The organism is Pantoea sp. SGAir0215, assembly GCF_043543215.1.
In genome coordinates this window covers 4,312,754-4,332,216 of the sequence record NZ_CP028031.1, presented here as the reverse complement: position 1 = coordinate 4,332,216, position 19,463 = coordinate 4,312,754, and the positions used below count along the sequence as shown (strand labels likewise).

At 54.0% G+C, this 19,463-nt stretch carries 16 protein-coding genes, 3 pseudogenes and 1 riboswitch; of the genes and pseudogenes, 11 read left to right on the top strand and 8 right to left on the bottom strand.

The window, feature by feature from the left end; genetic code table 11:
• Positions 1-81: 81 nt before the first annotated feature.
• Together C1N64_RS20255 and C1N64_RS20250 are read left to right on the top strand one after the other, a co-directional pair.
• Positions 82-1,286 (top strand): annotated as a pseudogene (locus C1N64_RS20255) (conjugal transfer protein TraF).
• Positions 1,287-1,339: 53 nt separating this feature from the next.
• On the top strand, positions 1,340-1,888 hold the full coding sequence (locus C1N64_RS20250; RefSeq protein ID WP_394515157.1) for a hypothetical protein: 549 nt from the start codon (positions 1,340-1,342) through the stop codon (positions 1,886-1,888).
• Between the two features lie 103 nt (positions 1,889-1,991).
• On the opposite strand, the gene C1N64_RS20245 is transcribed toward C1N64_RS20250, so the two are convergent.
• Entirely contained in the window at positions 1,992-2,846 is an 855-nt protein-coding gene (locus C1N64_RS20245; RefSeq protein WP_394515156.1) for a pPIWI-associating nuclease domain-containing protein, read from the bottom strand.
• Positions 2,847-3,688: 842 nt separating this feature from the next.
• Here C1N64_RS20245 and C1N64_RS20240 point away from each other — a divergent pair.
• A complete protein-coding gene (locus C1N64_RS20240) occupies positions 3,689-5,152 on the top strand; it encodes a P-loop ATPase, Sll1717 family (RefSeq protein WP_394515155.1) in 1,464 nt (487 codons plus the stop codon).
• Positions 5,153-5,207: 55 nt separating this feature from the next.
• Here C1N64_RS20240 and umuC read toward each other — a convergent pair.
• Positions 5,208-6,260 (bottom strand): annotated as a pseudogene (umuC, locus tag C1N64_RS20235) (translesion error-prone DNA polymerase V subunit UmuC); the annotation flags it as partial.
• Positions 6,261-6,488: 228 nt separating this feature from the next.
• On the opposite strand from umuC, the gene C1N64_RS20230 reads away from it, so the two are divergent.
• The 8 genes from C1N64_RS20230 (at position 6,489) to crcB (ending at position 13,356) form a co-directional block, all read left to right on the top strand.
• Complete coding sequence (locus tag C1N64_RS20230; RefSeq protein WP_014606787.1) at positions 6,489-7,487, top strand: YncE family protein; 999 nt, start codon at positions 6,489-6,491, stop codon at positions 7,485-7,487.
• Positions 7,488-7,638: 151 nt separating this feature from the next.
• Entirely contained in the window at positions 7,639-8,799 is a 1,161-nt protein-coding gene (locus C1N64_RS20225) for a TDT family transporter (RefSeq protein ID WP_014606788.1), read from the top strand.
• The gene (locus tag C1N64_RS20220; protein ID WP_014606789.1) at positions 8,796-9,395 is read left to right on the top strand and encodes a uracil-DNA glycosylase family protein; all 600 of its coding nucleotides are present in this window, start codon (positions 8,796-8,798) and stop codon (positions 9,393-9,395) included. The genes C1N64_RS20225 and C1N64_RS20220 overlap by 4 nt, the downstream gene beginning before the upstream one ends.
• A 49-nt stretch (positions 9,396-9,444) precedes the next feature.
• A riboswitch (Fluoride riboswitch) is annotated at positions 9,445-9,514 on the top strand.
• Between the two features lie 78 nt (positions 9,515-9,592).
• Positions 9,593-10,501, top strand: coding sequence for a DHHA2 domain-containing protein (locus tag C1N64_RS20215; RefSeq protein WP_014606790.1), 909 nt, complete (start codon positions 9,593-9,595; stop codon positions 10,499-10,501).
• Positions 10,498-10,923, top strand: coding sequence for a universal stress protein (locus C1N64_RS20210; protein ID WP_014606791.1), 426 nt, complete (start codon positions 10,498-10,500; stop codon positions 10,921-10,923). The genes C1N64_RS20215 and C1N64_RS20210 overlap by 4 nt, the downstream gene beginning before the upstream one ends.
• A 15-nt stretch (positions 10,924-10,938) precedes the next feature.
• Positions 10,939-12,228: a phosphopyruvate hydratase gene (eno, locus tag C1N64_RS20205; RefSeq protein WP_014606792.1), complete on the top strand. Its 1,290-nt coding sequence runs from the start codon at positions 10,939-10,941 to the stop codon at positions 12,226-12,228.
• Positions 12,229-12,271: 43 nt separating this feature from the next.
• Positions 12,272-12,979 carry a 2,3-bisphosphoglycerate-dependent phosphoglycerate mutase gene (locus tag C1N64_RS20200; protein ID WP_028722238.1) on the top strand — a complete coding sequence of 236 codons (708 nt, stop codon included), beginning with the start codon at positions 12,272-12,274 and terminating at the stop codon, positions 12,977-12,979.
• A gap of 2 nt (positions 12,980-12,981) precedes the next feature.
• Entirely contained in the window at positions 12,982-13,356 is a 375-nt protein-coding gene (gene crcB, locus C1N64_RS20195) for a fluoride efflux transporter CrcB (protein ID WP_010260804.1), read from the top strand.
• Between the two features lie 166 nt (positions 13,357-13,522).
• On the opposite strand, the gene C1N64_RS20190 is transcribed toward crcB, so the two are convergent.
• The 6 genes and pseudogenes from C1N64_RS20190 to C1N64_RS20165 form a co-directional block, all read right to left on the bottom strand.
• Entirely contained in the window at positions 13,523-13,924 is a 402-nt protein-coding gene (locus C1N64_RS20190) for a VOC family protein (RefSeq protein ID WP_014606795.1), read from the bottom strand.
• A 125-nt stretch (positions 13,925-14,049) separates the two neighbouring features.
• Positions 14,050-16,167, bottom strand: coding sequence for a tyrosine-type recombinase/integrase (locus tag C1N64_RS20185; RefSeq protein WP_394515154.1), 2,118 nt, complete (start codon positions 16,165-16,167; stop codon positions 14,050-14,052).
• A gap of 2 nt (positions 16,168-16,169) precedes the next feature.
• Complete coding sequence (locus tag C1N64_RS20180; protein WP_065647957.1) at positions 16,170-17,153, bottom strand: tyrosine-type recombinase/integrase; 984 nt, start codon at positions 17,151-17,153, stop codon at positions 16,170-16,172.
• 73 nt (positions 17,154-17,226) lie between these two features.
• A pseudogene (locus tag C1N64_RS20175) lies at positions 17,227-17,451 on the bottom strand (DNA polymerase V subunit UmuC); the annotation flags it as partial.
• On the bottom strand, positions 17,451-17,876 hold the full coding sequence (gene umuD / locus C1N64_RS20170; protein WP_394515153.1) for a translesion error-prone DNA polymerase V autoproteolytic subunit: 426 nt from the start codon (positions 17,874-17,876) through the stop codon (positions 17,451-17,453). The pseudogene C1N64_RS20175 and the gene umuD, both read right to left, overlap by 1 nt.
• A 771-nt stretch (positions 17,877-18,647) precedes the next feature.
• Entirely contained in the window at positions 18,648-19,364 is a 717-nt protein-coding gene (locus C1N64_RS20165; protein WP_394515152.1) for a DNA methyltransferase family protein, read from the bottom strand.
• Positions 19,365-19,463: the final 99 nt, after the last annotated feature.

The following is a 19,463-nucleotide window of genomic DNA, read 5'->3' as shown; positions in this document are numbered from 1 at the left end:
CAAAAAACCGGGCTGTTTATTTTATTGGTGCGTCAGCACCAGGGAAACCCCTTTGTCAAAAACAAGAAAAGGAAATAAATGATGAAAGCAAAACTGTTAACCCGCAGCATCATTCTGGCATTACTGGCTTCAACCGTGCCGTCAGTGAATGCTGCAACCACCTGGACCGAAGCGCGTAACGATGCCATGGGCGGAACCGGCGTGGCCTCTTCCGGTTATCTGGCCGCTGCGCTGGCCAACCCCGCGCTGATGACCCGCCACGATGCAGGTGATGACGTCGGGCTCATCCTGCCGGGCGTGGGGGCACAAATCAGCGATCCGGATAACCTGCGTGAAGGGCTGGACCGGGTAAAAAGCACCTTTGACGACTTCCGCGATTCAGCGGGCACCGGCAACAGTTCACGACAGGCGGCAGCGCTGAAACAGGCCTTGCAGGACGTTGACGGCGACAGCGGGCATGCCAGCGCAGGTCTTTCTGCGGTGATTGCCATTCCCAATGACACCCTCCCTTTCGCCTTTGTGGCCAAAGGCTGGGGACAGGCGAAGGTCCGCACCGATATCACACAGCGTGACCTGGCGTATCTCGATGCGGCACAGAGCGGCATTTTCTCTCCGACCCAGACGGACATTGACCAGATGACCTCACGGGCGCAGGGCGTCGCCGCGCTGGTCACGGAATACGGTATCGCCGCTGCGCATCAGTTTACCCGGGCGACACGCCGGTTTCTGTCGGCATCACGCCAAAGGTTCAGCGCGTGGATACCTGGAACTACAACGTTTCCGTCGGTAATTACAGCGCGTCAGATTTTCGCAGCGGTGACTGGAAGCGTTCCGAAAGCGGCGCAAACGTCGACGTCGGCTTTGCGGCTCAGTTGACGCCCGAGTGGACCGTCGGAATGACAGGACAGAACCTTGTGTCGCGTAACATCAGTACGCGTGAAATCAACGGCATCACGGACACGTTCCAGATCCGCCCGCAGGCGACTGCCGGCACGGCGTGGAGTAACGGTTTTGTCACGCTGGCCACAGACGTTGACCTGACACCGGCCAGCGGTTTTGCCTCGGATGAAAAAGCGCAGTATGCCGGCGTGGGTGCCGAGCTGAATGCCTGGAACTGGGCGCAACTGCGTGCCGGTTACCGCGCAGACATGCGCAACAGCGCTCGCAGCATGTTTACCGCCGGTGTGGGGATTTCACCCTTCAACGTTGTACATCTCGACCTGACCGGCATGGCCGGCACAGACCGCAGCTATGGCGCTGCAGCGCAGCTTTCTTTCACTTTCTGATTATGAATAACGCGGGCTGCCGGGTGCAGCCCGCCTGTAAACCGGAGAATCCCATGCTAAAAAAAGCACTAACTCTCTCTTCCATTGTGCTGGCGACCACGCTGACAGGTTGCAGCAGCTTCATGAGCGGTATCGGCCAGTCTGGCTGGCTAAATGACGGCAATCAAATGTCTTCAGATGTTAAAGACCAGACCACCCCGCAAAAACGCAATCAAGTCAGTGATGCCTACGGCCCCATTGCCATACCGGCCGATACCGTGGCGATGCGTCTGAAAGAAAAGTTTGGCTTCGTATCCGACGGGGATGTGGCTGCCGCACGCAACAGCGGCCAGGGGAATTCAGGCTGGTCAGCCTCATCCATTTCAGAGGGCACCAGCTGGTCGGCAGAGCCCGGCAGTTATTACCGCATGTCCAGGAACTGGGCCGGAAATGACAGGCTGACGATTGAAGTTAGCCGGACGTTCAAAGGCACGGGGGCCACCGGCAACAAAGCGGGGAGCTTTGTTGTATCAACGTATATCTCATCCGATCCGAAGCACGTTACTGACGCCTGGGTGAAACGTCTCTTCAGTCAGATTCACGTAGCAGCACGCGGTGAATAATAAAAGCGCTCAAAAACCGCTATATCAGTTTACATGACTAATTGGCAGGCATAACAAAGCCCGTCTAACCGGGCTAATTGATACGAAATTTTTATTGATATTTTTAATCTTCTAAATCGTAGTAGCCTTCCCACCAACTAGATGTATCTATATTGAATGCGCCTTCTTCACATCCTAAGTTATCAGGTTCGTATACGGTGCTTCTAACTTCACATGAAAAAGGGAAGGTTTTATTGCCAACCGCACCTATATCATTACGGACATCCGAATTAGAACCCCACTGTAGTCCAACGTACACAGTGCCTGTAGCTAAAAAAACTATTTCAATATCATTTATTTCAATTATTTTAATATCATCTATATATACTTCATCAATGGAGCTATGAGTCGATAATTCATCGATTGAAGACATACTGTCTGTAACTGAACTGTAAATTGCAGCATCACCCACTGCCTCTTCAAGCTTGGTAAGCACCTCCTTATGACACTCATCCAGCTTGTTGAATAAAGTGCTAATATGTTCTTCTACATCATTCACTATATCGATACCTTTATCAGCATGTATAGGGAATACTTTCTCACTTATGTGGGTGAGTTTATTTAGCGCATTGAATGCATCACGTAATCTCGGGAATATCCCTGAGACATCAACTTTTAATTCTTCTAAAACGTATTCATCGCTTAAGCCGCCTTGAATAATATATTTATAGGAATCTGTTCTTTTAATCTGTTTTTTTTCATTCAATCCTGAGAACCACTCGCAACTCATAACATTTTCCTCCGGAGCCATTCGTTTTATGATTAGTGAGAAAAGCTCTCTTAGCGCATATGCATAGTTACTGAACCTCAGCTGATTGTTCTCATCTGAAAGGTTGTACAAGGCAGCGTTAAGTAATTGATTCTCAAATTCACCTTTGAGATGTTTTTTAATTATAAAAAGATTTTCACTTGACCTCATTCGGCTTGACTCCTCATTCCGACCTAAAAACCTACTTAAAGCATTATGCAGTTTTTCAATGAATTAGTAACCTATTTATAATTTCAGAGGCATATTTTCTCTCAAGTTACTAAAAATGTCACATAAGATAGCAGCAAAATAATAGGACAGCTTGATAAGTTTAAAGTGGATCTGGACCGCACATTTCCAAGAATTCTTCACACAAAAATTTCAGCACTACAGAAACGTAGCCTTGATGTTTTAGCGAGATACTGTTCTTTTATATCAAAACTAGGGGCAAACTAAATAACAATCAGTAAAGCCTTTTTTCTATTACAATCTCCTCATAATTTATTCTGAGTTAAACGGTCCTGCGACAGGTTCGGACTCGAATGACTTACGCCTAGGACAAGTGAACATTTCCTTAGCTTGGTTTATTATTTACCTGCTGAAGCCAAATGCCCTGTCATGTACGTAGATAGAATTGATTTTGAGTCGGGGTGGATTACATCAACACCGCCTAACAGGCTGTTTTAATTGAATAAAATTGCATGCTTTAGTTTATTGAAGCACTCTAATTAGAACTAAATCTAAATGACTTACCCATCGCTGTTACTTTTTTCTAGCGGACTAAATCATAGATATCAATGATTTAGTGTCCATATCAAAAAATTAGCTTTTCTGGAATCAAAGATAAAATGTTTTTTTTGGAATCATGATATGAATCATTATCATCATTTAAAACAGTTGACATTGTAATGCATTTATTTATAGCATGCTTTGATTAAAAAGCTCTTTTTTAAATGAATAAAGGTCCTTGGTCTACCGGTTTTTATTTCTACCTATCTGGATATGGAGCCATAATGAAACTTGACAAAATCTCATTCGGTGAAAGAGTTGCCGAGCAAGAATCTGATAAGTTATCTAATTACTTTATAAAAACTCAGCAGTGGGAATCTCTTTATAACGGAGATATAGATATCATTTTCGGTGCAAAAGGTTCAGGAAAAAGTGCATTATATACATTATTACTTAAGCGCACCGATGATTTTAAGAGACGCAATACGATTCTTTTGTCTGCTGAGAAGCCCACAGGTCAAACTGTTTTCTCAGATGTGAGTGATGAACCCCCTACAGCAGAAAGAGAGTTTATTACCTTATGGAAAGTATATTTTTTACAGGTAACGTGCGACTGGCTTTTGAATAACGGCCATAATAAAGATGGCGCGAAATTAGTTATAGATAAGCTAATAACTTCAGGTTTAATTGAACAAAAAAATTCATTAAAAAACTTCGTAAATAGCGCTATGAGATTCGCAAAAAGGTTAGTCAATGTGGAATCCATCGAAGCCGGCGCAACCGCAGAGGGCGGCCTTACAGGAAAAATTACATTTAAAACTCCCACTGAATTACAGAGGAAGGAGGGTTATAAATCTGTAGACGAATTAATTGAGATATTAGACACCTACCTTGGTGAAAATAATATAATTTTTTGGATATTATGCGATCGTCTTGATGTAGCATTTGAGCAAAGTTTAGATTTAGAGAAAAATGCGTTACGTGCTTTATTCAAGGTTTATTTGGACTTAGAAGAATTTGAGAATATTTACCTAAAAATATTCCTGAGAAATGATATTTGGAATCGAATTACAAAAGAAGGCTTTAGAGAAGCCAGCCACATAACAAGAACGACACTTATTGAATGGTCAACTAACAACCTATTAAATCTTATCGTCGTAAGATCTCTGGAGAATCAGGAAATAATAGATTCTTTATCTATCGTGCCAGATGAAATAAAATCTGATTTTGATAAGCAAAAAGACTATTATTATACATTATTTCCAACTCAGGTTGATGTTGGTGAGAAGCAATCAGATACCTTTGACTGGATTATAAGTCGGGTTAGGGATGGATTGGGTTATGTCGCGCCCCGTGAATTAATCCATTTCTATAATCAAACGGTATTGGAAGAGCGGAGAGAACAAGATATCAGCAGCGATAAGGCTGAGCCGCCAAACATTGTCAGTCGACAATCCATCAAAAAATCTACACTGGAAATATCTAAAGTAAAATTAGAGCAAACTATATTTGCCGAGTATCCATATTTGAGGGAGCACATTATGGCTTTTGAAAACCAAAAAGCTGAACATTCTTTAGAAACAGCTGCTGAAGTATGGAAAGTAGACGTTGATGAAGCCAAAAAAATTGCAATTCAGCTCTCCGAAATTGGCTTTATAGATCAAAAAATATTTAAAAATGATTTACAGTTGAAGGTCCCTTTCCTGTATCGGCCACATTTAAATATTATTCAAGGAAAAGCTTTTTAAGTTCCCAAGTGATGCAGTTTTATCTGCATCACTTATTGTATACTTTATCTAGCTATTAGATTCTAGCTAAAGGTATATCACTCCAACGAGTGGTATAGGCTGGTGAAAGCATCTCGCGCTTCATTTGCCAGGCTGGTGCTATCCCTCGGCCGGCAAACCAGATATTCCCTAGGCCAGTCTGATTAATATGGTCAATCACCTGCATCAGAGACTTACTATTCGCTCTGGGTTGAACTTCGTCAAAGAGATTGAGCTGCGCAACACCTGAAGGAGTGAAATCGTTCAGCATAACGCCTGCTTTCGCATAGCGATGGCCACTCATCCACACCCGATCAAGTGCTCTCATCGCAGCTTCAATAATGTCTCTGGAATCCTGACTGGGCGACATCAGCGTCTCTGAAGCCACGTTACCGTAGTAAGTCTCCCCGGGCGAAAAAGGAGAGGTTTTTATGAATGCACAAACCTGTCTGCAGTATTGCTTTTCCCCTCTCAATTTAACGGCCGCCCGTTCGGCATGCTGACAGATTGCCTGCCTCATGTGTTCATACTCGGTGACCCTTTCGCCAAACGAACGGGAGCACACGATCTGCTGCTTCGCCGGCGGTGCCTCTTCCAGACTGATACAGCTCTCGCCGTTCAGCTCGCGCACCGTTCGCTCCAGTACCACGCTGAAGTGTTTACGGATCATTGCAGGATTGGCGCGGGAGAGCTCCAGTGCGGTTGTAATTCCCATAGTATTCAGTTTCTTGGCAATGCGTCTGCCGACTCCCCAGACCTCCTCAACGGGCTGGCGGGCCAGCATCTTCTCAGCCCGGACGTGCGACGTGATGGCCAGCACACCACCAAACTGGGGCCACTCCTTGCTGCTCCACTGGGCTGATTTTGCGAGCGTTTTGGTTTTACCTATGCCGACCCCGACCGTAAGGCCGGTATATTCACGCACACTGCGCCGGACTTCGCGGCCAAACGTCTCGAAGTCCGTGCAAAAATCGATTCCGCGTACGTCCAGAAACATCTCATCAATCGAATACTGTTCCACGCGAGGTGACAGAGCCTCTAAAACGCTCATTACCCTGTTCGACATCGAGGCGTTTATGTGGAATGCAATTTAAACAAAAAAAATCAGTTACCATTCCTCTGAAGTTTATTTTCTGAACAGGAATTATTCAGCCTTGAACTACCTCAGTATGCTTACTGACAGGGGGGAAGGTTGAGGGTGGTAAGACATAGTCGGAAAATCGATTTGCCCGCCAGGATTTAATCTGCCACGCTTACTCTGAAGCCCTCAATCGGGCAATGAGTCTTATCCCTTACCCACCCCAATGCAGGAAAAATGATGATAAAAAAATACAGGATCCCGGGACTGACCGCGGTGGCGTTTCTTCTTATCAGCACCCTCGCCGGTGCCGCAGAGGAACGCTGGACGTTTGACGGCGATATCCACAACAATTCCCTTGCTGTCAGTCCCGATGAGAAAACGGCGGTGGCGTCCTACAGTGAGCGCTCTGAGGTGGTGGTCTACGACCTGGCTGCCGGGAAAGTCAGAAAGGTGCTGAAGGGATACGTCACGCCCCGCAATGCGCTTTTCTCCCCCGACGGGAAGGCCGTATATCTTTCAGACAGCAGCCTCGGCGTGGTCAGAAAAATCAGCACCGGGACGCTTGATGTGGAGACCTCGCTGCCGCTGGGGCCCGGGGCATTCGGCACAGCTATCAGCCGTGACGGTCAGCGCCTGTATGTGAATAACGAGGCCGCCAGCACGCTCTCGGTGTATGACCTGACGCACAACCGGCCCGTTGCGGTCGTGACGGGTTTTGCCCAGCCCCGTCAGGGCATAAAAATCAGCCCGGACGGCAAAACCGTCTACGTCACTAACTTTAAGGGCGATAAAATTACCCTGGTTGACGCCGTAACGGGCGAGATTCGCGGCGAGATAACAGGCTTCAGCAAGCTGCGCGCCATTTCAGTCAGCGCCGACGGCCGCACACTGTACGCGGCTAACAGCGGCAGCAACACCATCGCCGTGGTTGACACGCAGAAGCTCGCCATTACGGCAACCATTCCCGTGGGGCAGGATCCTTACGGTGCCGCCCTGACGCCGGATAACCGCTATGTTTACAGCGGCAACCTGGGCGACAACAGCCTCTCCGTTATTGATACCGCCGCCGGTAAGGTGGTCTCCACCGTTACCGGACTGGATGCGCCCCGTCAGGCCATCGTTTTCAGCAAAGACGGTGCCCGCGCGTGGGTGCTGAATAAAGACCTCAGCATTGCGGTCGTTGACCTGAAACAGAACCGCGTCACGGCCACGATTAAAAGCCCGCCGCAGGCCTGATTCAGTCCTTCCCTCACTCCGGCGGTGTGACGGTCCTTCCCGGAGTGGGAGAGTCTAACCACTTTTACTGGTTTATTTTAACTGAATAACCTGTTTTAAAGATTTAACCCGACGTGCCTATACTCTTTCTGTCTACTCAGGAGATTACGGCATGAACGATAAAATATTTACCCTGCATAACGGAGCGCGCCCGCTGAGCGCGCTGAGCAGCCCGAAAGAGGCCATACGTCAGTTCACGCCTAACTGGTTCGCCGCGACCATGGGGACCGGTATCCTGTCTCTGTCTCTGGCGCAGTTCCCCTGGCCGGTTCCGGGATTACGCCTCGTCGCCGAGGGACTCTGGATGTTTAACATCTTCCTGTTCAGCGTCTTTGCCGTGATGTATCTGGCCCGCTGGGTGATGTACTTCGGTGAGGCAAAGCGCATCTTTGGCCATTCAACGGTGTCCATGTTCTTCGGCACCATCCCGATGGGCATGGCCACCATCATCAACGGGCTGCTGGCGTTTGGCCTCCCCCGGTGGGGGGCTGACGTCATTCCCGTAGCGCACGCCCTGTGGTGGCTGGACGTGGCGATGTCGCTGCTGTGTGGCGTGTGTATTCCCTACATGATGTTTACCCGGCAGCAGCACAGCATTGACCAGATGACCGCCGTCTGGTTACTGCCGGTCGTGGCCGCCGAGGTTGCGGCAGTCAGTGGCGGCCTGCTGGCACCGCACATTGCCGACCCCCACGCGCAGCTCGGCATCATTATTACCAGCTACGTGCTGTGGGCGTACTCGGTGCCGGTGGCGCTGAGCATCCTCGCCATCCTGCTGCTGCGTATGGCGCTGCACAAGCTACCACACGAAAGCATGGCGGCCTCAAGCTGGCTGGCACTGGGGCCGATTGGTACCGGCTCGCTGGGGATGCTGGTCATCGGCGGAGATGCGCCCGGGGTGTTTGCCGCGGCGGGCATGCCGGAAATCGGTCATATCGCGCAGGGCGTGGGGTTCGTTGCCGGCATTCTCTTCTGGGGCTGCGGCCTGTGGTGGATGCTGCTGGCCACGCTGATAACCGTGCGATACTTCCGTGAAGGCATTCCGTTCAATCTGGGATGGTGGGGCTTTACCTTCCCGCTGGGCGTGTACACGGTCGCCACGCTGAAGCTGTCCACCCTCGTTGACCTGGCGTTCTTTAAAGGCTTCGGTGCGCTTCTTGTCGTCATGCTGGCCGCCATGTGGCTGCTGGTCGCGGTGAAGACGGTGCGCGGGGCATGGAGCGGGAAACTGTTTGTTTCCCCCTGTCTGGCAGGCCTGGACCGGAAGCCGTGAGTGAAACCTGCACGTCGCTGCTGGACCCGTTTTTACGCGAGGAACGCCTCGCGGCAGTCACCGCGCCGCACGTGGCTGCGCTGAATCGCTGGGTCAGCGGGCTGCGTCAGCACGGCGTGGAGCTGCCGTGGTTTGATCCGGCCGACGGCGGGACCGGGGCCGGACTGCTCGTCCTGCTGCAGTCGCCGGCGCGCAGCAGCCCGTCACCCCGGTTTGTGTCGCGGGATAACCCGGGGCCGGCCCAGCAGAACCTGGGGCGGTTTCTGGCGGAAGCCGGTATTGCGCGCCGGGACAGCGTGCTGTGGAATACGGTGCCCTGGGTCAGCGACGGGCCGCAGAAACGGCCCTCAGCGGCGGACATCCGCAGCGGCTGCGCCTGGCTTGAGGACGTGCTGGCGTATCTGCCCGCGCTGCGCGTGGTGGTGCTGGCCGGTGCCGTAGCGGCTCAGGCCCGCGGGACGGTCAGTCATCAGTGCCCCGGCGTCACGGTGCTGAAGATGCCTCACCCCAGTCCGCTTTCACTTTGCACAAGCCCGGCGGTGCCGGAAAACATCCGCCGGGTGCTCCGCGAAGCACGCGCTGCGCTGGCGGGCTGAGGGTGCCAGCAGAATAATACTGACAGGCTTTCCGTCTGGCTCTATACTCAGAGTACAGGGTGATGGCGTTCCACCTTTCCCAACCGCTCCGTTCCGGAGCTGATGACGCCTGATGTGACTCTTGATTTTCAGGAGGTGCGTCAGGCCGTCCTTACTTTCCTCCCGGCCTGCGTACTTCCCTTTACGGGGAGAGACCCTTGATACACGTTTTTGGCCACATCAATCCTGACAGCGACGCCATCTGCACGGCGGTCGTCACCGCTCACTGGCTGACCGGGCGCGGCATGGACGCCCGCGCATGGCGTCTCGGCGAGGCTAACCGGGAAACCCGCTTTATCTTTGACACCGCCGGTCTTACGCTGCCGCCGCTGCTCGCTATTCCGCTGCAGGATGAACGGGTGTGGCTGGTCGATTTCACCGAGCCGGCGCAGGGGCCTGACGACCTGCTCCGGAGCAACGTCGTGGGCATCACTGACCACCACCGGCTGGGCGGGCTGATAACGCAACTGCCGCCGGAGGTGCATATCCGCCCGGTTGGCAGCAGCGCCACGCTGCTCTGGCTGCTGATGGACGCTGAAGCGCGCCGCACGCTGCCCCCGACGCTCGCCGTGCTTCTGCTGGGCGCACTCCTGAGTGACACCGTGAATCTTCGCTCGCCGACCACCACCGAAGACGATATCCGTTCGGCGACCGAACTGGGCGTGCTGTCCGGCGTAAACCGCAGAGCCTTCGCCCGTGACCTCCTCACCGCCAAAACGGACGTCAGCGGCCTCAGCGCCCAGCAGCTGCTGGGCAGGGACCTCAAGGCCTTCGTCATTGCCGGCACCGACGTGCGCATTGCCCAGATTGAGGTCAGCTCACCGACACAGGTTGCCCCCGTGATGGACGACCTGCTCGCTGCCCTGGCGTATCTGGCGGACCAGTCGGGTGCCGGGCTGACGGTGCTGATGTTGACCGACATTCGCGCCGGGTTTTCAACGCTTTACTTCGCCGGGCGGGAGAGCGTTAACGCGGCCTCCTGCTCCGTACCGGGCATGCTCAGCCGCAAAAAACAGCTTCTGCCGTGGCTTGAGTCCCGCCTTAACCAGAACGGGAGTTCATTATGACCTGCTACACCCACGCACTGATACTTGTGAACGACAAAGACGACGGCACCCTCCTGCTGAAACGGGCGGTCGCGCTGGCGCAGCCGCTCGGCATGAAAATCACCCTGGCCCACATCAGCGACGACTACCGGGAAATGAACTACGTGTCCGACAGCCTGATGGACGACGTCGTGTCGGAAGAGGTGCTGAAAGCCAAAGCGTTTATGAGCGAGCTGGCGGCCTCCGTGCCTGAGGCGGTAGACACGCGGGAGCTGGTGACCATGCGCCGCTTTGAGGACGTGGAGAAGTGCATCAATGAGCTGGGCGTGGACCTCGTGCTTGCCGGGCACCGCAACCGCTTTATGGGAATGCTGACGTCCCGCTCGGCGGAATACATCAACCACCTCACGGTGGATGTGCTTATTACTCACCTGAATGACTAAACCGGGAGAAACGCTATGCACTTTACACTGGATAACGTGACCGCCCGGGAAATTCTTGACTCTCGCGGCAACCCCACCGTTGAAGTTGAGGCCCGGACCCCGGACGGGATGATGGCACGCGCCTCGGTGCCTTCCGGGGCCAGCACCGGGTCGCGCGAGGCCGCAGAGCGCCGCGACGGTGACGCACAACGTTTTGGCGGCAAAGGCGTGCTGGATGCCGTCAGGGCGGTTAATACGGAAATCTGCGAAGCCGTGCGCGGCCTGGACGTGCGCGAGCAGCGGCAGCTGGACAACATCATGCTGATGCTGGACGGCACGGAGAACAAGAGTCGCCTGGGTGCCAATGCCATTCTGGGCGTATCGCTGGCGGTGGCCCGGCTGGCGGCACAGGCCTCGCACGAGCCGCTGTGGCGCTACCTGGGGGGCCTGCAGGCGAATCTGCTGCCCGTGCCGTGCATGAACATCATCAACGGCGGCGTGCACGCCCGCGGTCAGGGCGCGGACTTCCAGGAGTTCATGATAGCGCCACACGGGGCACCCACGCTGCGCGAGGCCGTGCGTCAGGGCAGCGAGGTCTACCAGGCGCTGCGCCAGATCCTGCTGGACAAAAAACTCTCAGCGGCAGTGGGCGACGAAGGCGGTTTTGCGCCCGCCGTGTCGTCGAACCGTGACCCGCTGGCGTTTATCGTACAGGCGATTGAGAAGGCGGGATACAGGCCCGGAGAGGACATCAGCATCTGCATGGACCCTGCCTCAAGTGAGTTTTTCGCTGACGGTCAGTATCATCTGCGCACCGAGGGCAGCGCGCTGAGCGCGGCGGAAATGACGGCATACTACGGCGAGCTGATGGACCAGTTTCCGGTCATCCTGCTGGAAGACGGCCTGGCCGAGGACGACTGGGCGGGCTGGAAGCATCTGCACCAGCAGCTTGCGGGCAGGGCCGAGCTGGTTGGTGACGACCTGTTTGTAACCAACGTGAAGTACATCCAGCGCGGCATTGACGAAAACCTCGCCAGCGCCGCGCTGATCAAGCTCAATCAGATAGGCTCGCTCAGCGAAACGCTGGACGCCGTGGCTCTCTGCCAGCGGCACGGCTGGGGTGCGTTCATGTCTCACCGCAGCGGGGAAACCACGGACACGTTCCTTGCCGATCTGACGGTGGCCCTGCGCGCGGGACACCTGAAAACCGGCGCGCCGTGCCGCGGCGAACGCGTGGAAAAGTACAACCAGCTGATGCGCATTGAGCAGGCGCTGGGTGAGGACGCGCACTACGCGGGGCTTCATGCGTTTGTGCGCCGCACGTAACACATCCGCCGGACGGTCCCCGTCCGGCAAAGAAGGAATGCCTGTGGCCCCTGCAACGCTGATCCTCCTGCGGCACGGCGAAAGCCAGTGGAACCGGGAAAACCGTTTTACCGGCTGGACGGACGTGCCGCTGACGGTCAGGGGGCGGCAGGAGGCCGACCGGGCCGGTGACGCGCTGCGGGCAGCGGGCCTTATGCCCGACCGTGTCTTCACCTCGGTGATGACACGCTGCGTTCACACGGTCTGGCGGGTGCTGGACCGTCTTGACCGAAGCTGGACGCCCGTGGAAAAGAGCTGGCGACTGAACGAGCGCCACTACGGTGCGCTGCAGGGGCTGAACAAGGACGACGCTGCCCGGATGATGGGGGAAGAGACCGTCCGGCTATGGCGCAAAAGCTTCAGCGGCATTCCGCCCGCAGACGCGGAGGCTCCGGCGCAGCTGCGTCGGGATCTGCGCTACCGCCGCGTTGCGCTGGCCGACCTGCCTGCAACGGAAAGCCTGGAAATGACGCTGCGTCGCGTCATGCCATACTGGCACCACGTTGTGGTGCCACAGCTGCGCTGCGGAAGTACCGTTCTGATTGTGGCGCACGGCAACACGCTGCGCGCCCTGACCGCCTTTCTGAACGGCATGCCCCACGACAGCGTGGCACAGCTGCACATCCCGACCGGCGTGCCGGTTGTATATGAAATGGATACGGCCGCACAGGTCGTGTGCCGTTATGTTCTGAATATTAAAAAAAAGGAGTGAACGTGAATCAGCTTTTTGCCGTCATCACCGGCGGTGCTTTAGGGTGTGTTATCCGCTGGCAGCTGGGCGCGCGCCTGAACGCGCTTTTTCCGGACCTGCCGCCGGGGACGCTGCTGGTCAACCTGCTGGGTGGATTTATCATCGGGGCGGCGCTGGCGTATTTTCTGCGCCATCCCGGCCTCGATCCGGCCTGGCGGCTGCTCATTACCACCGGGCTGTGTGGCGGAATGACGACCTTCTCCACATTCTCAGCTGAGGTTTTTGCCCTGCTGCAGTCAGGCAGCTATGCCTGGGCAGCCGCCTCGGTGCTGATACACGTGCTGGGTTCGCTGGCCATGACGGCGGCCGGATTTTATATCATGACGCTGTGTGGTTAACCCGGACCGTACGGCCTCTATCCAGGGGAGACCTCAGTGCAGTGACCGCTGCACTGAGGTCAGACAGTTCAGTATATTGTTCAGAAGCGCTCTCTGCGGGCCTGATCCGACAGGGTTTACGCCTGTAAGGCTTCCCCTAAATCCGGGACACTGTCGTGACAGAGTTTCAGGTCTGCCTGTTCTGGTAAAGGTCCCAGCGATTGCCATAGATGTCCTCAAACACGACAACCATTCCGTATTCTTCCTCGCGCGGCTCCTGACAGAAGTGGACGCCTTTTGCCTTCATAGCATTGTAGTCGCGCCAGAAGTCATCGGTCTGCAGGAACAGAAAAACCCGTCCGCCGCACTGGTTGCCGATAAAGCCTTCCTGCCGGTCGTTCGACGCGCGGGCAAGAAGAATAGCACAGTCGCTGTCAGGGTCCGGCGTCACCACGACCCAGCGCTTACCCGGCTGCGGCGTGTCCTCAATCAGGGTAAAGCCCAGCTTATCGGTGTAATACTCAATTGCACGATCGTAGTCATCGACCACGACAGCCACATACCCCATACACCGCTTCTGTTTTCTCATCTGCTGTTCCATCAGTTACGTCATAACGCCCGCTATAATCAGATTCATATCAAATACGACGTTCGGTCGTCTGTACTGACTCTGAACTGACACCCTCAGACCGGACATTGAAAGCATTTGAGCACTCAGGATTTTGGGCCCAATTTTGTAAGAGCCTGCTCAACCTTTTCAGCATCCTGCTCCAGTACGGCTTTCTCATCGGGAGTGAGCGGGACCTCTTCGAGGTAACGCCGGATGGATGCTTTACTCTCCAGAATAAGCCCGCGCGCGCTGTCCTTCAGCAGGTTAAAATCGCAGCCGATGCAGGCCATCCGGTGCGGGCAGCTGCTCCAGAACGGATTTGTGCAGTATGAATCACCTAAATCATAATACGTTGCAGGTCCGGTCAGGCTGGCGGCGTCAGGGTCGCGATCAATCAGTACGCTGATCATGTGCGCGACTCTGTCTGCTTTTACAAACGAGGCGGCCAGCTGTGTCGGGCGGATACGGAGATAATGCATGGTGGACTGGGGCGTTGAGTGACCAGCCCACTGCATCAGTTCATACAGTGACATGCCCTGCGGTACGCTGGCCAGTGCGGTCACGGCTGAGGCGCGTCCCCGATGGCTGGTTATCACTCCGCCGCTGTCTTCAGAAGGAACGCCCGCTCTTGCGCAGAGCATCGGTATCACCGTGCGGTTGAGGATAGCGCTGCCGGCAGGCTTCCCCCGGTACTGAAACAGCAGCCGGACCTTCTCACCGGTCCGCTCATCAGCCAGCATGGCCTGTTCTGCCGGGCGTTCGGCCAGCCAGATGTCGAGATATTTTTTTACCACTGTCGCCACGGGTTTAACAAAGGCTTTTGATGTTTTTCCGGCGGGGACATGAAGGTAACAAAGGGTTCCGGCCGGGATGACGCTGCCGTCATCTTTCGTTATTTCATCTGCCTGCGGCGCGATGCAACCGGTAGTCAGGCGGAGCAGCTCATTTTTCCTCAGCCCCGCATGGGTCCAGATGACGGCCATCGCCTGCAGCATGGCCAGCGGATAATGTATTTCAGTAAGCAGGTCTTCCTGACGCAGATTGAGGCTGGCCCAGATGAGCTTGAGCCAGACCGGATCGTCGATAACACGGGGATTGACGTCGCGCCGAAACAGGGTGGTATCCGGTGTGGAAAGATGACGGGCAGGGCTGAAGCGCAGGCGACCCCAGCCCCAGTTTTCGTAGTCGACCATAAAACGGCGCAGTGAGTAGATAAAATGCGCCCTTGAATGCGGCATCATAGGCTCACCGGATCGCACCGATTTTCGGGTGCCCCTTTCCGTGCCCAACTGTAGCTCATCCACGTTCATTCGGCCGACCGCAGCGATAAAGCTGGCGCAGATTTCCATGCTCCAGTCTGACGGTTCACGCACCTCCGGATGCGCCTTTGCCAGCCAGAGGCCGCAGCGCAGTATAAAGCTGTACTGGCCTTCACGGGTGCGAGGCCTCAGCACAGACGTTTCCCGCCAGCGCCGGCACCACCTGACCCAGGCCGGATCGATCCCGTCTACGGGTTTTTCATACCATCGGGTATAATTACGCATCCTCATCGGGGCGCTGAAGATGCCCAGCGCAGCAAGGCCGTGTGAAATCCGGCCAATGTACCGGGATGTCCCGCTATCTGTGTTGTTCTGGGCTTCCCACAGCAGTTCAGGCGTAAAGGTTTCAAGACGGGGATCTCTGTTCATGACCATCAGCGTGGCCAGTATGCCCGACAGATGCGTGACCTGACTACCCGCAGCATAGCCCAGCGATTTCAGGGTTTCAGTCAGGCGGTGAAGCTCCCGGAAGTAAATAGCCTGACCAAAAATGGCACAGGTATACAGGGCAGGTTTTCTGATGTCTGGCAGGCTGAGGGGATCATACCGTCCGGCGAAATGCCATGCAAAGGCGGCCATCAGCGGCCGTCCTTTTCCGTCCGTCCGGCTGAATGTCTGCCAGCGTTCCTGCGGCCATCGCCAGTACGGTATACCCGAAAGGTGCATCTCACGCAGGAGGTCCAGTATTATCAGGTCAGCAACCTCGCGGCTGCATCCGCTTTCTGCTGCGATGTCTTTCAGCGGCCTGATAAACTCAGGAGCAGGTTTCATCCGCAGCAGCCTGCCCCGGCTGTGAGAGGTGGCCAGTGCGGCCTTTTCAGGCTCAGTCAGTAAAGCATCAAGCCTGTAAGCGGAGAGGTCGAAGGGAGCCCACACATTCTCAGGTAGTTGCGAGGGTAACATTCTTATTCCTCCAAGCCGAAAATGAGGTTCGCCATCCTGATATCTGCCGTTTCAATCGCGCCTGCCATCCGGGCGGCAAGATCCCTGCCGGAAAGGTGAATATAAATCTGAGTGGTGCGCGGATCACGGTGACCTGCGTAGGTGGCAAGTTCGTGCAGTTTCCAGCCCGCACGGGCCAGATGCGTCAACCGCAGGTGACGGAAAGTATGGGTTGAAATGTCGGGCAGCCCTGACTCAAGCGCCCATTTCCGTACCGTTTTGCTCCAGCTCCAGTAAGAGAGCGGTGCCCCCTGATTACGATCGGACTCAGAGCGGAACAGGGCTCTTTTTACCATCCCCGACCGCTTCATCTGTAAAAGATGAGCCGCCAGCACCGGCGTCAGGGCGGGACTGTAACAGACGATCCGTTCATGACGGTTCTTGGTGGTTTCAGCCCGGACGCGGATGAGGCGGTGGGCAAAGTCAAGGTCATCAGTACTCAGCGCGGTGACTTCCGATCGTCGCAGCGCACCGCAGTAGGTTAACGCCAGCATCAGCCGGTCACGAAGCGGAGAATCCGCGGCATGAGCCTGAAAAAGCTGCCACTGTGCATCGTCAGGAATACGCGGCAGCTTTACGATACGGGGAACCAGCCCCCGTGCGGAACACAGCATGCCCGGCGTGCCGGAACGGGGCAGCGGATTTACCTTACACAGGTCAAGATACATCAGGAAGTCGTACCAGAGACGGACAGCCGACAGGCGCAGCTGGAGCGTGGCGCTTGCGGCCGGGAAAGGCATACCGGGTAACTGAGGACGGATGTAGGCAGCCATGTCATCAAACCTGACCTTTTCAGGTTCAATCCTGTTCCGGCTGCAGAACGCAAAATAATGACAGAGGGCTGCGCGGTAGGCGGTCAGGGTGGCGGGTGCCCGCCCCAGGTCGGACAGCAGCTTCAGCCAGCGTTCCGCCAGTAAAATGGCACTGTTGTTTAGTGGAGTCGTCATTGCGTTTACCTCTGAGGTCAGCGTTGCTGTTCAAAGTCTATACGATCAATGTTGCATTCCACTTAACTTACTATAACGCATAGTTAGAGCTAAATGCATGAATTTTAACAGGGAAATTCTCGTTTTTAATCTTAAACCAGGGTTCGCCCATTCGTACATATTTTTTACTTTCAGCACTACGGGCGATGACGCAACCATCGTTGTTACTCAGGACGACGACAGCCTGGTTACGCAAATCAGGTCTGAAGACTTTTTCACAGCTCGCATAAAAGCTGTTTACGTCCACAATGGCGAACATCACTCACCCCGGGTCTTATGAATAAACGAGGTAACCACCCCGAAAATCTGGAGCGTTTCCGGATCGGGGTATATGGGAGGAAAGGAAGGATTCATGGGCTGAAGCGTCAGTCTGGGGCGGAGCAGCAGGCGTTTAACGGTAAACTCGCCCTCTATCTCAGCAATGACTATATCACCGTGCCGGGGAGATTCGGCCTTATCGACCACCATTAAATCACCGCTGTTGAGACCAATGTCTGTCATAGACTGCCCGGAGGCGCGGACAAAAAACGTGGCTGCAGGACGGATGACACAATATTCGTTCAGGTCTAACTCGCGCTCAACATAATCCTGAGCAGGGCTGGGAAAACCTGCCTGACAGGTTTCGAGGAAAAGTGGTGCAGCTATCGAGATCGGGGATAGCGGGTATTTGTATAAAGTGAGCATGTCATGGCACCTCCTGTTTTTACTGTTTATATATACAGTATTATCGAGTAACTACTCGACAGTCAACGAAGCTCAGGTATGATTTTTGTATGCTTATGAAATGCGAAAAAAAATAGCGAGACGGTGACAAAAGTGACAGAACAACTTTTAAACAGATAGGGAATGTTTGAAAAAACAGCGGTCGATCATAAATCGCAATATTTTCTCAGAATGGTTGACAGGACGTGCGGCCTTATAAGACGCGGGCTAGGAAAAGCCGCAGAAAATACAACCCCTGCAGACATCATTTTTTCCTGTTGCCCGCCGCCAGCAAAATACTAGAATAAGCCAATATGATGTGGTTACCTGCGATGAAGGTAACAACATGTAGGCTGAGGCTGAAAATGAGAGGATTCAAAATGGAAATAAAAAAGGCCAAAAGCACTGCAATGCCTTTAGCCTTTCGCACACCAGAAGGTGTTTTTTGTCAGAAGTGAATCCATGGCTGAACTGCACTACTGAATGTTGACGACGTCATTGTAGAGGCAGATTCGGCTCCATGTAAAGTGATCATATGGGAACAAAATAATGATCAAGAATCTGTTTTTTGACCGTAACGGGAATGCAAAACCGTTGGTTGTTCCATTGGTTTGGATCAGCAGAATTGCCTTAAGCTCGCTGTTTAAGTGGCTTCTGGAGCGTTTTATTAAATAGTGAAACAGGGGGCTAATGCCCCCTTTTGTCTGTAAATAAAAGCCTCTCAGGTGATTACCAGACTGGCGTTTGTTTCCGTCATGCAGCCTCTTCACTCTGCTTGTCGGGCTTTTTGACATGCTTCTGCAGTCGTCCTGACCATCCCTCTAAGTAATGTACCGGCGTAAGCAGAACACGTCGCCGTTCGTCACATAATGCGTTCCCTATAACAACCTCGCCGGGTATACCGCAAAGCGACAGCTGGATATAGGCCATGCCCGCCGCCAGCGGGTCGATGTCGGTTACCGACACCCACAGATACCGGTGAGGTGAATAACCTGCCTGCCGGAGCATGCTGGCAAATGCGAGCGTCATGGCACCTGCGCCGCAGGCCGGTTCAGCAAAAGTGATAAACGGCTTGTCTCTGAACACCTCTTCAGGCTTGCTGAGTTGCGCGCTGAACTGCAGCTGCGCCATCAACAGCGCCACGCTCCACGGAGTAAAATACTGCTCTTTGTCTTTGTCACCGAGCTCAAGCAGCATGTAAATGCGTCCGAGAAAGTCACAAATCTTTTCTTCCAGGCCGTTCACTACACAGGCCAGCAGTCTGGCCATCGATAAAACGTCCTCTTTTTTGTATCTGGCCACGATGGCCATGTACTTCTTTTCACGTTTTTCACAGAACTGCAGGCCATTCTGAAGTGCAATGACGCTGCAGCTGATGAAGTCGGTAAACACCTGAAGACGCCGGGTGCCCCGGGCGATAGAGTTGAACAGGGAGATGAATTCTTTCTCATGGTCGGTGCGGATACTCATGCGTGTTTCCTCATTAAAAAGTGGGAACACGCCCCGTAAGGGGAACGATGTTCCCCCTTCGGGTGAAAAAGCGGCCACAGCAGATGCTGTGGCCATTGT

Excerpts from the sequence above, each read along its gene's own strand:
- C1N64_RS20250 (WP_394515157.1), top strand. The coding sequence starts at position 1,340 with ATGCTAAAAAAAGCACTAACTCTCTCTTCCATTGTGCTGGCGACCACG.
- C1N64_RS20245 (WP_394515156.1), bottom strand. The coding sequence starts at position 2,846 with ATGAGGTCAAGTGAAAATCTTTTTATAATTAAAAAACATCTCAAAGGT.
- C1N64_RS20240 (WP_394515155.1), top strand. The coding sequence starts at position 3,689 with ATGAAACTTGACAAAATCTCATTCGGTGAAAGAGTTGCCGAGCAAGAA.
- C1N64_RS20230 (WP_014606787.1), top strand. The coding sequence starts at position 6,489 with ATGATAAAAAAATACAGGATCCCGGGACTGACCGCGGTGGCGTTTCTT.
- C1N64_RS20225 (WP_014606788.1), top strand. The coding sequence starts at position 7,639 with ATGAACGATAAAATATTTACCCTGCATAACGGAGCGCGCCCGCTGAGC.
- C1N64_RS20210 (WP_014606791.1), top strand. The coding sequence starts at position 10,498 with ATGACCTGCTACACCCACGCACTGATACTTGTGAACGACAAAGACGAC.
- eno (WP_014606792.1), top strand. The coding sequence starts at position 10,939 with ATGCACTTTACACTGGATAACGTGACCGCCCGGGAAATTCTTGACTCT.
- C1N64_RS20190 (WP_014606795.1), bottom strand. The coding sequence starts at position 13,924 with ATGAGAAAACAGAAGCGGTGTATGGGGTATGTGGCTGTCGTGGTCGAT.
- C1N64_RS20185 (WP_394515154.1), bottom strand. The coding sequence starts at position 16,167 with ATGTTACCCTCGCAACTACCTGAGAATGTGTGGGCTCCCTTCGACCTC.
- C1N64_RS20180 (WP_065647957.1), bottom strand. The coding sequence starts at position 17,153 with ATGACGACTCCACTAAACAACAGTGCCATTTTACTGGCGGAACGCTGG.
- umuD (WP_394515153.1), bottom strand. The coding sequence starts at position 17,876 with ATGCTCACTTTATACAAATACCCGCTATCCCCGATCTCGATAGCTGCA.
- C1N64_RS20165 (WP_394515152.1), bottom strand. The coding sequence starts at position 19,364 with ATGAGTATCCGCACCGACCATGAGAAAGAATTCATCTCCCTGTTCAAC.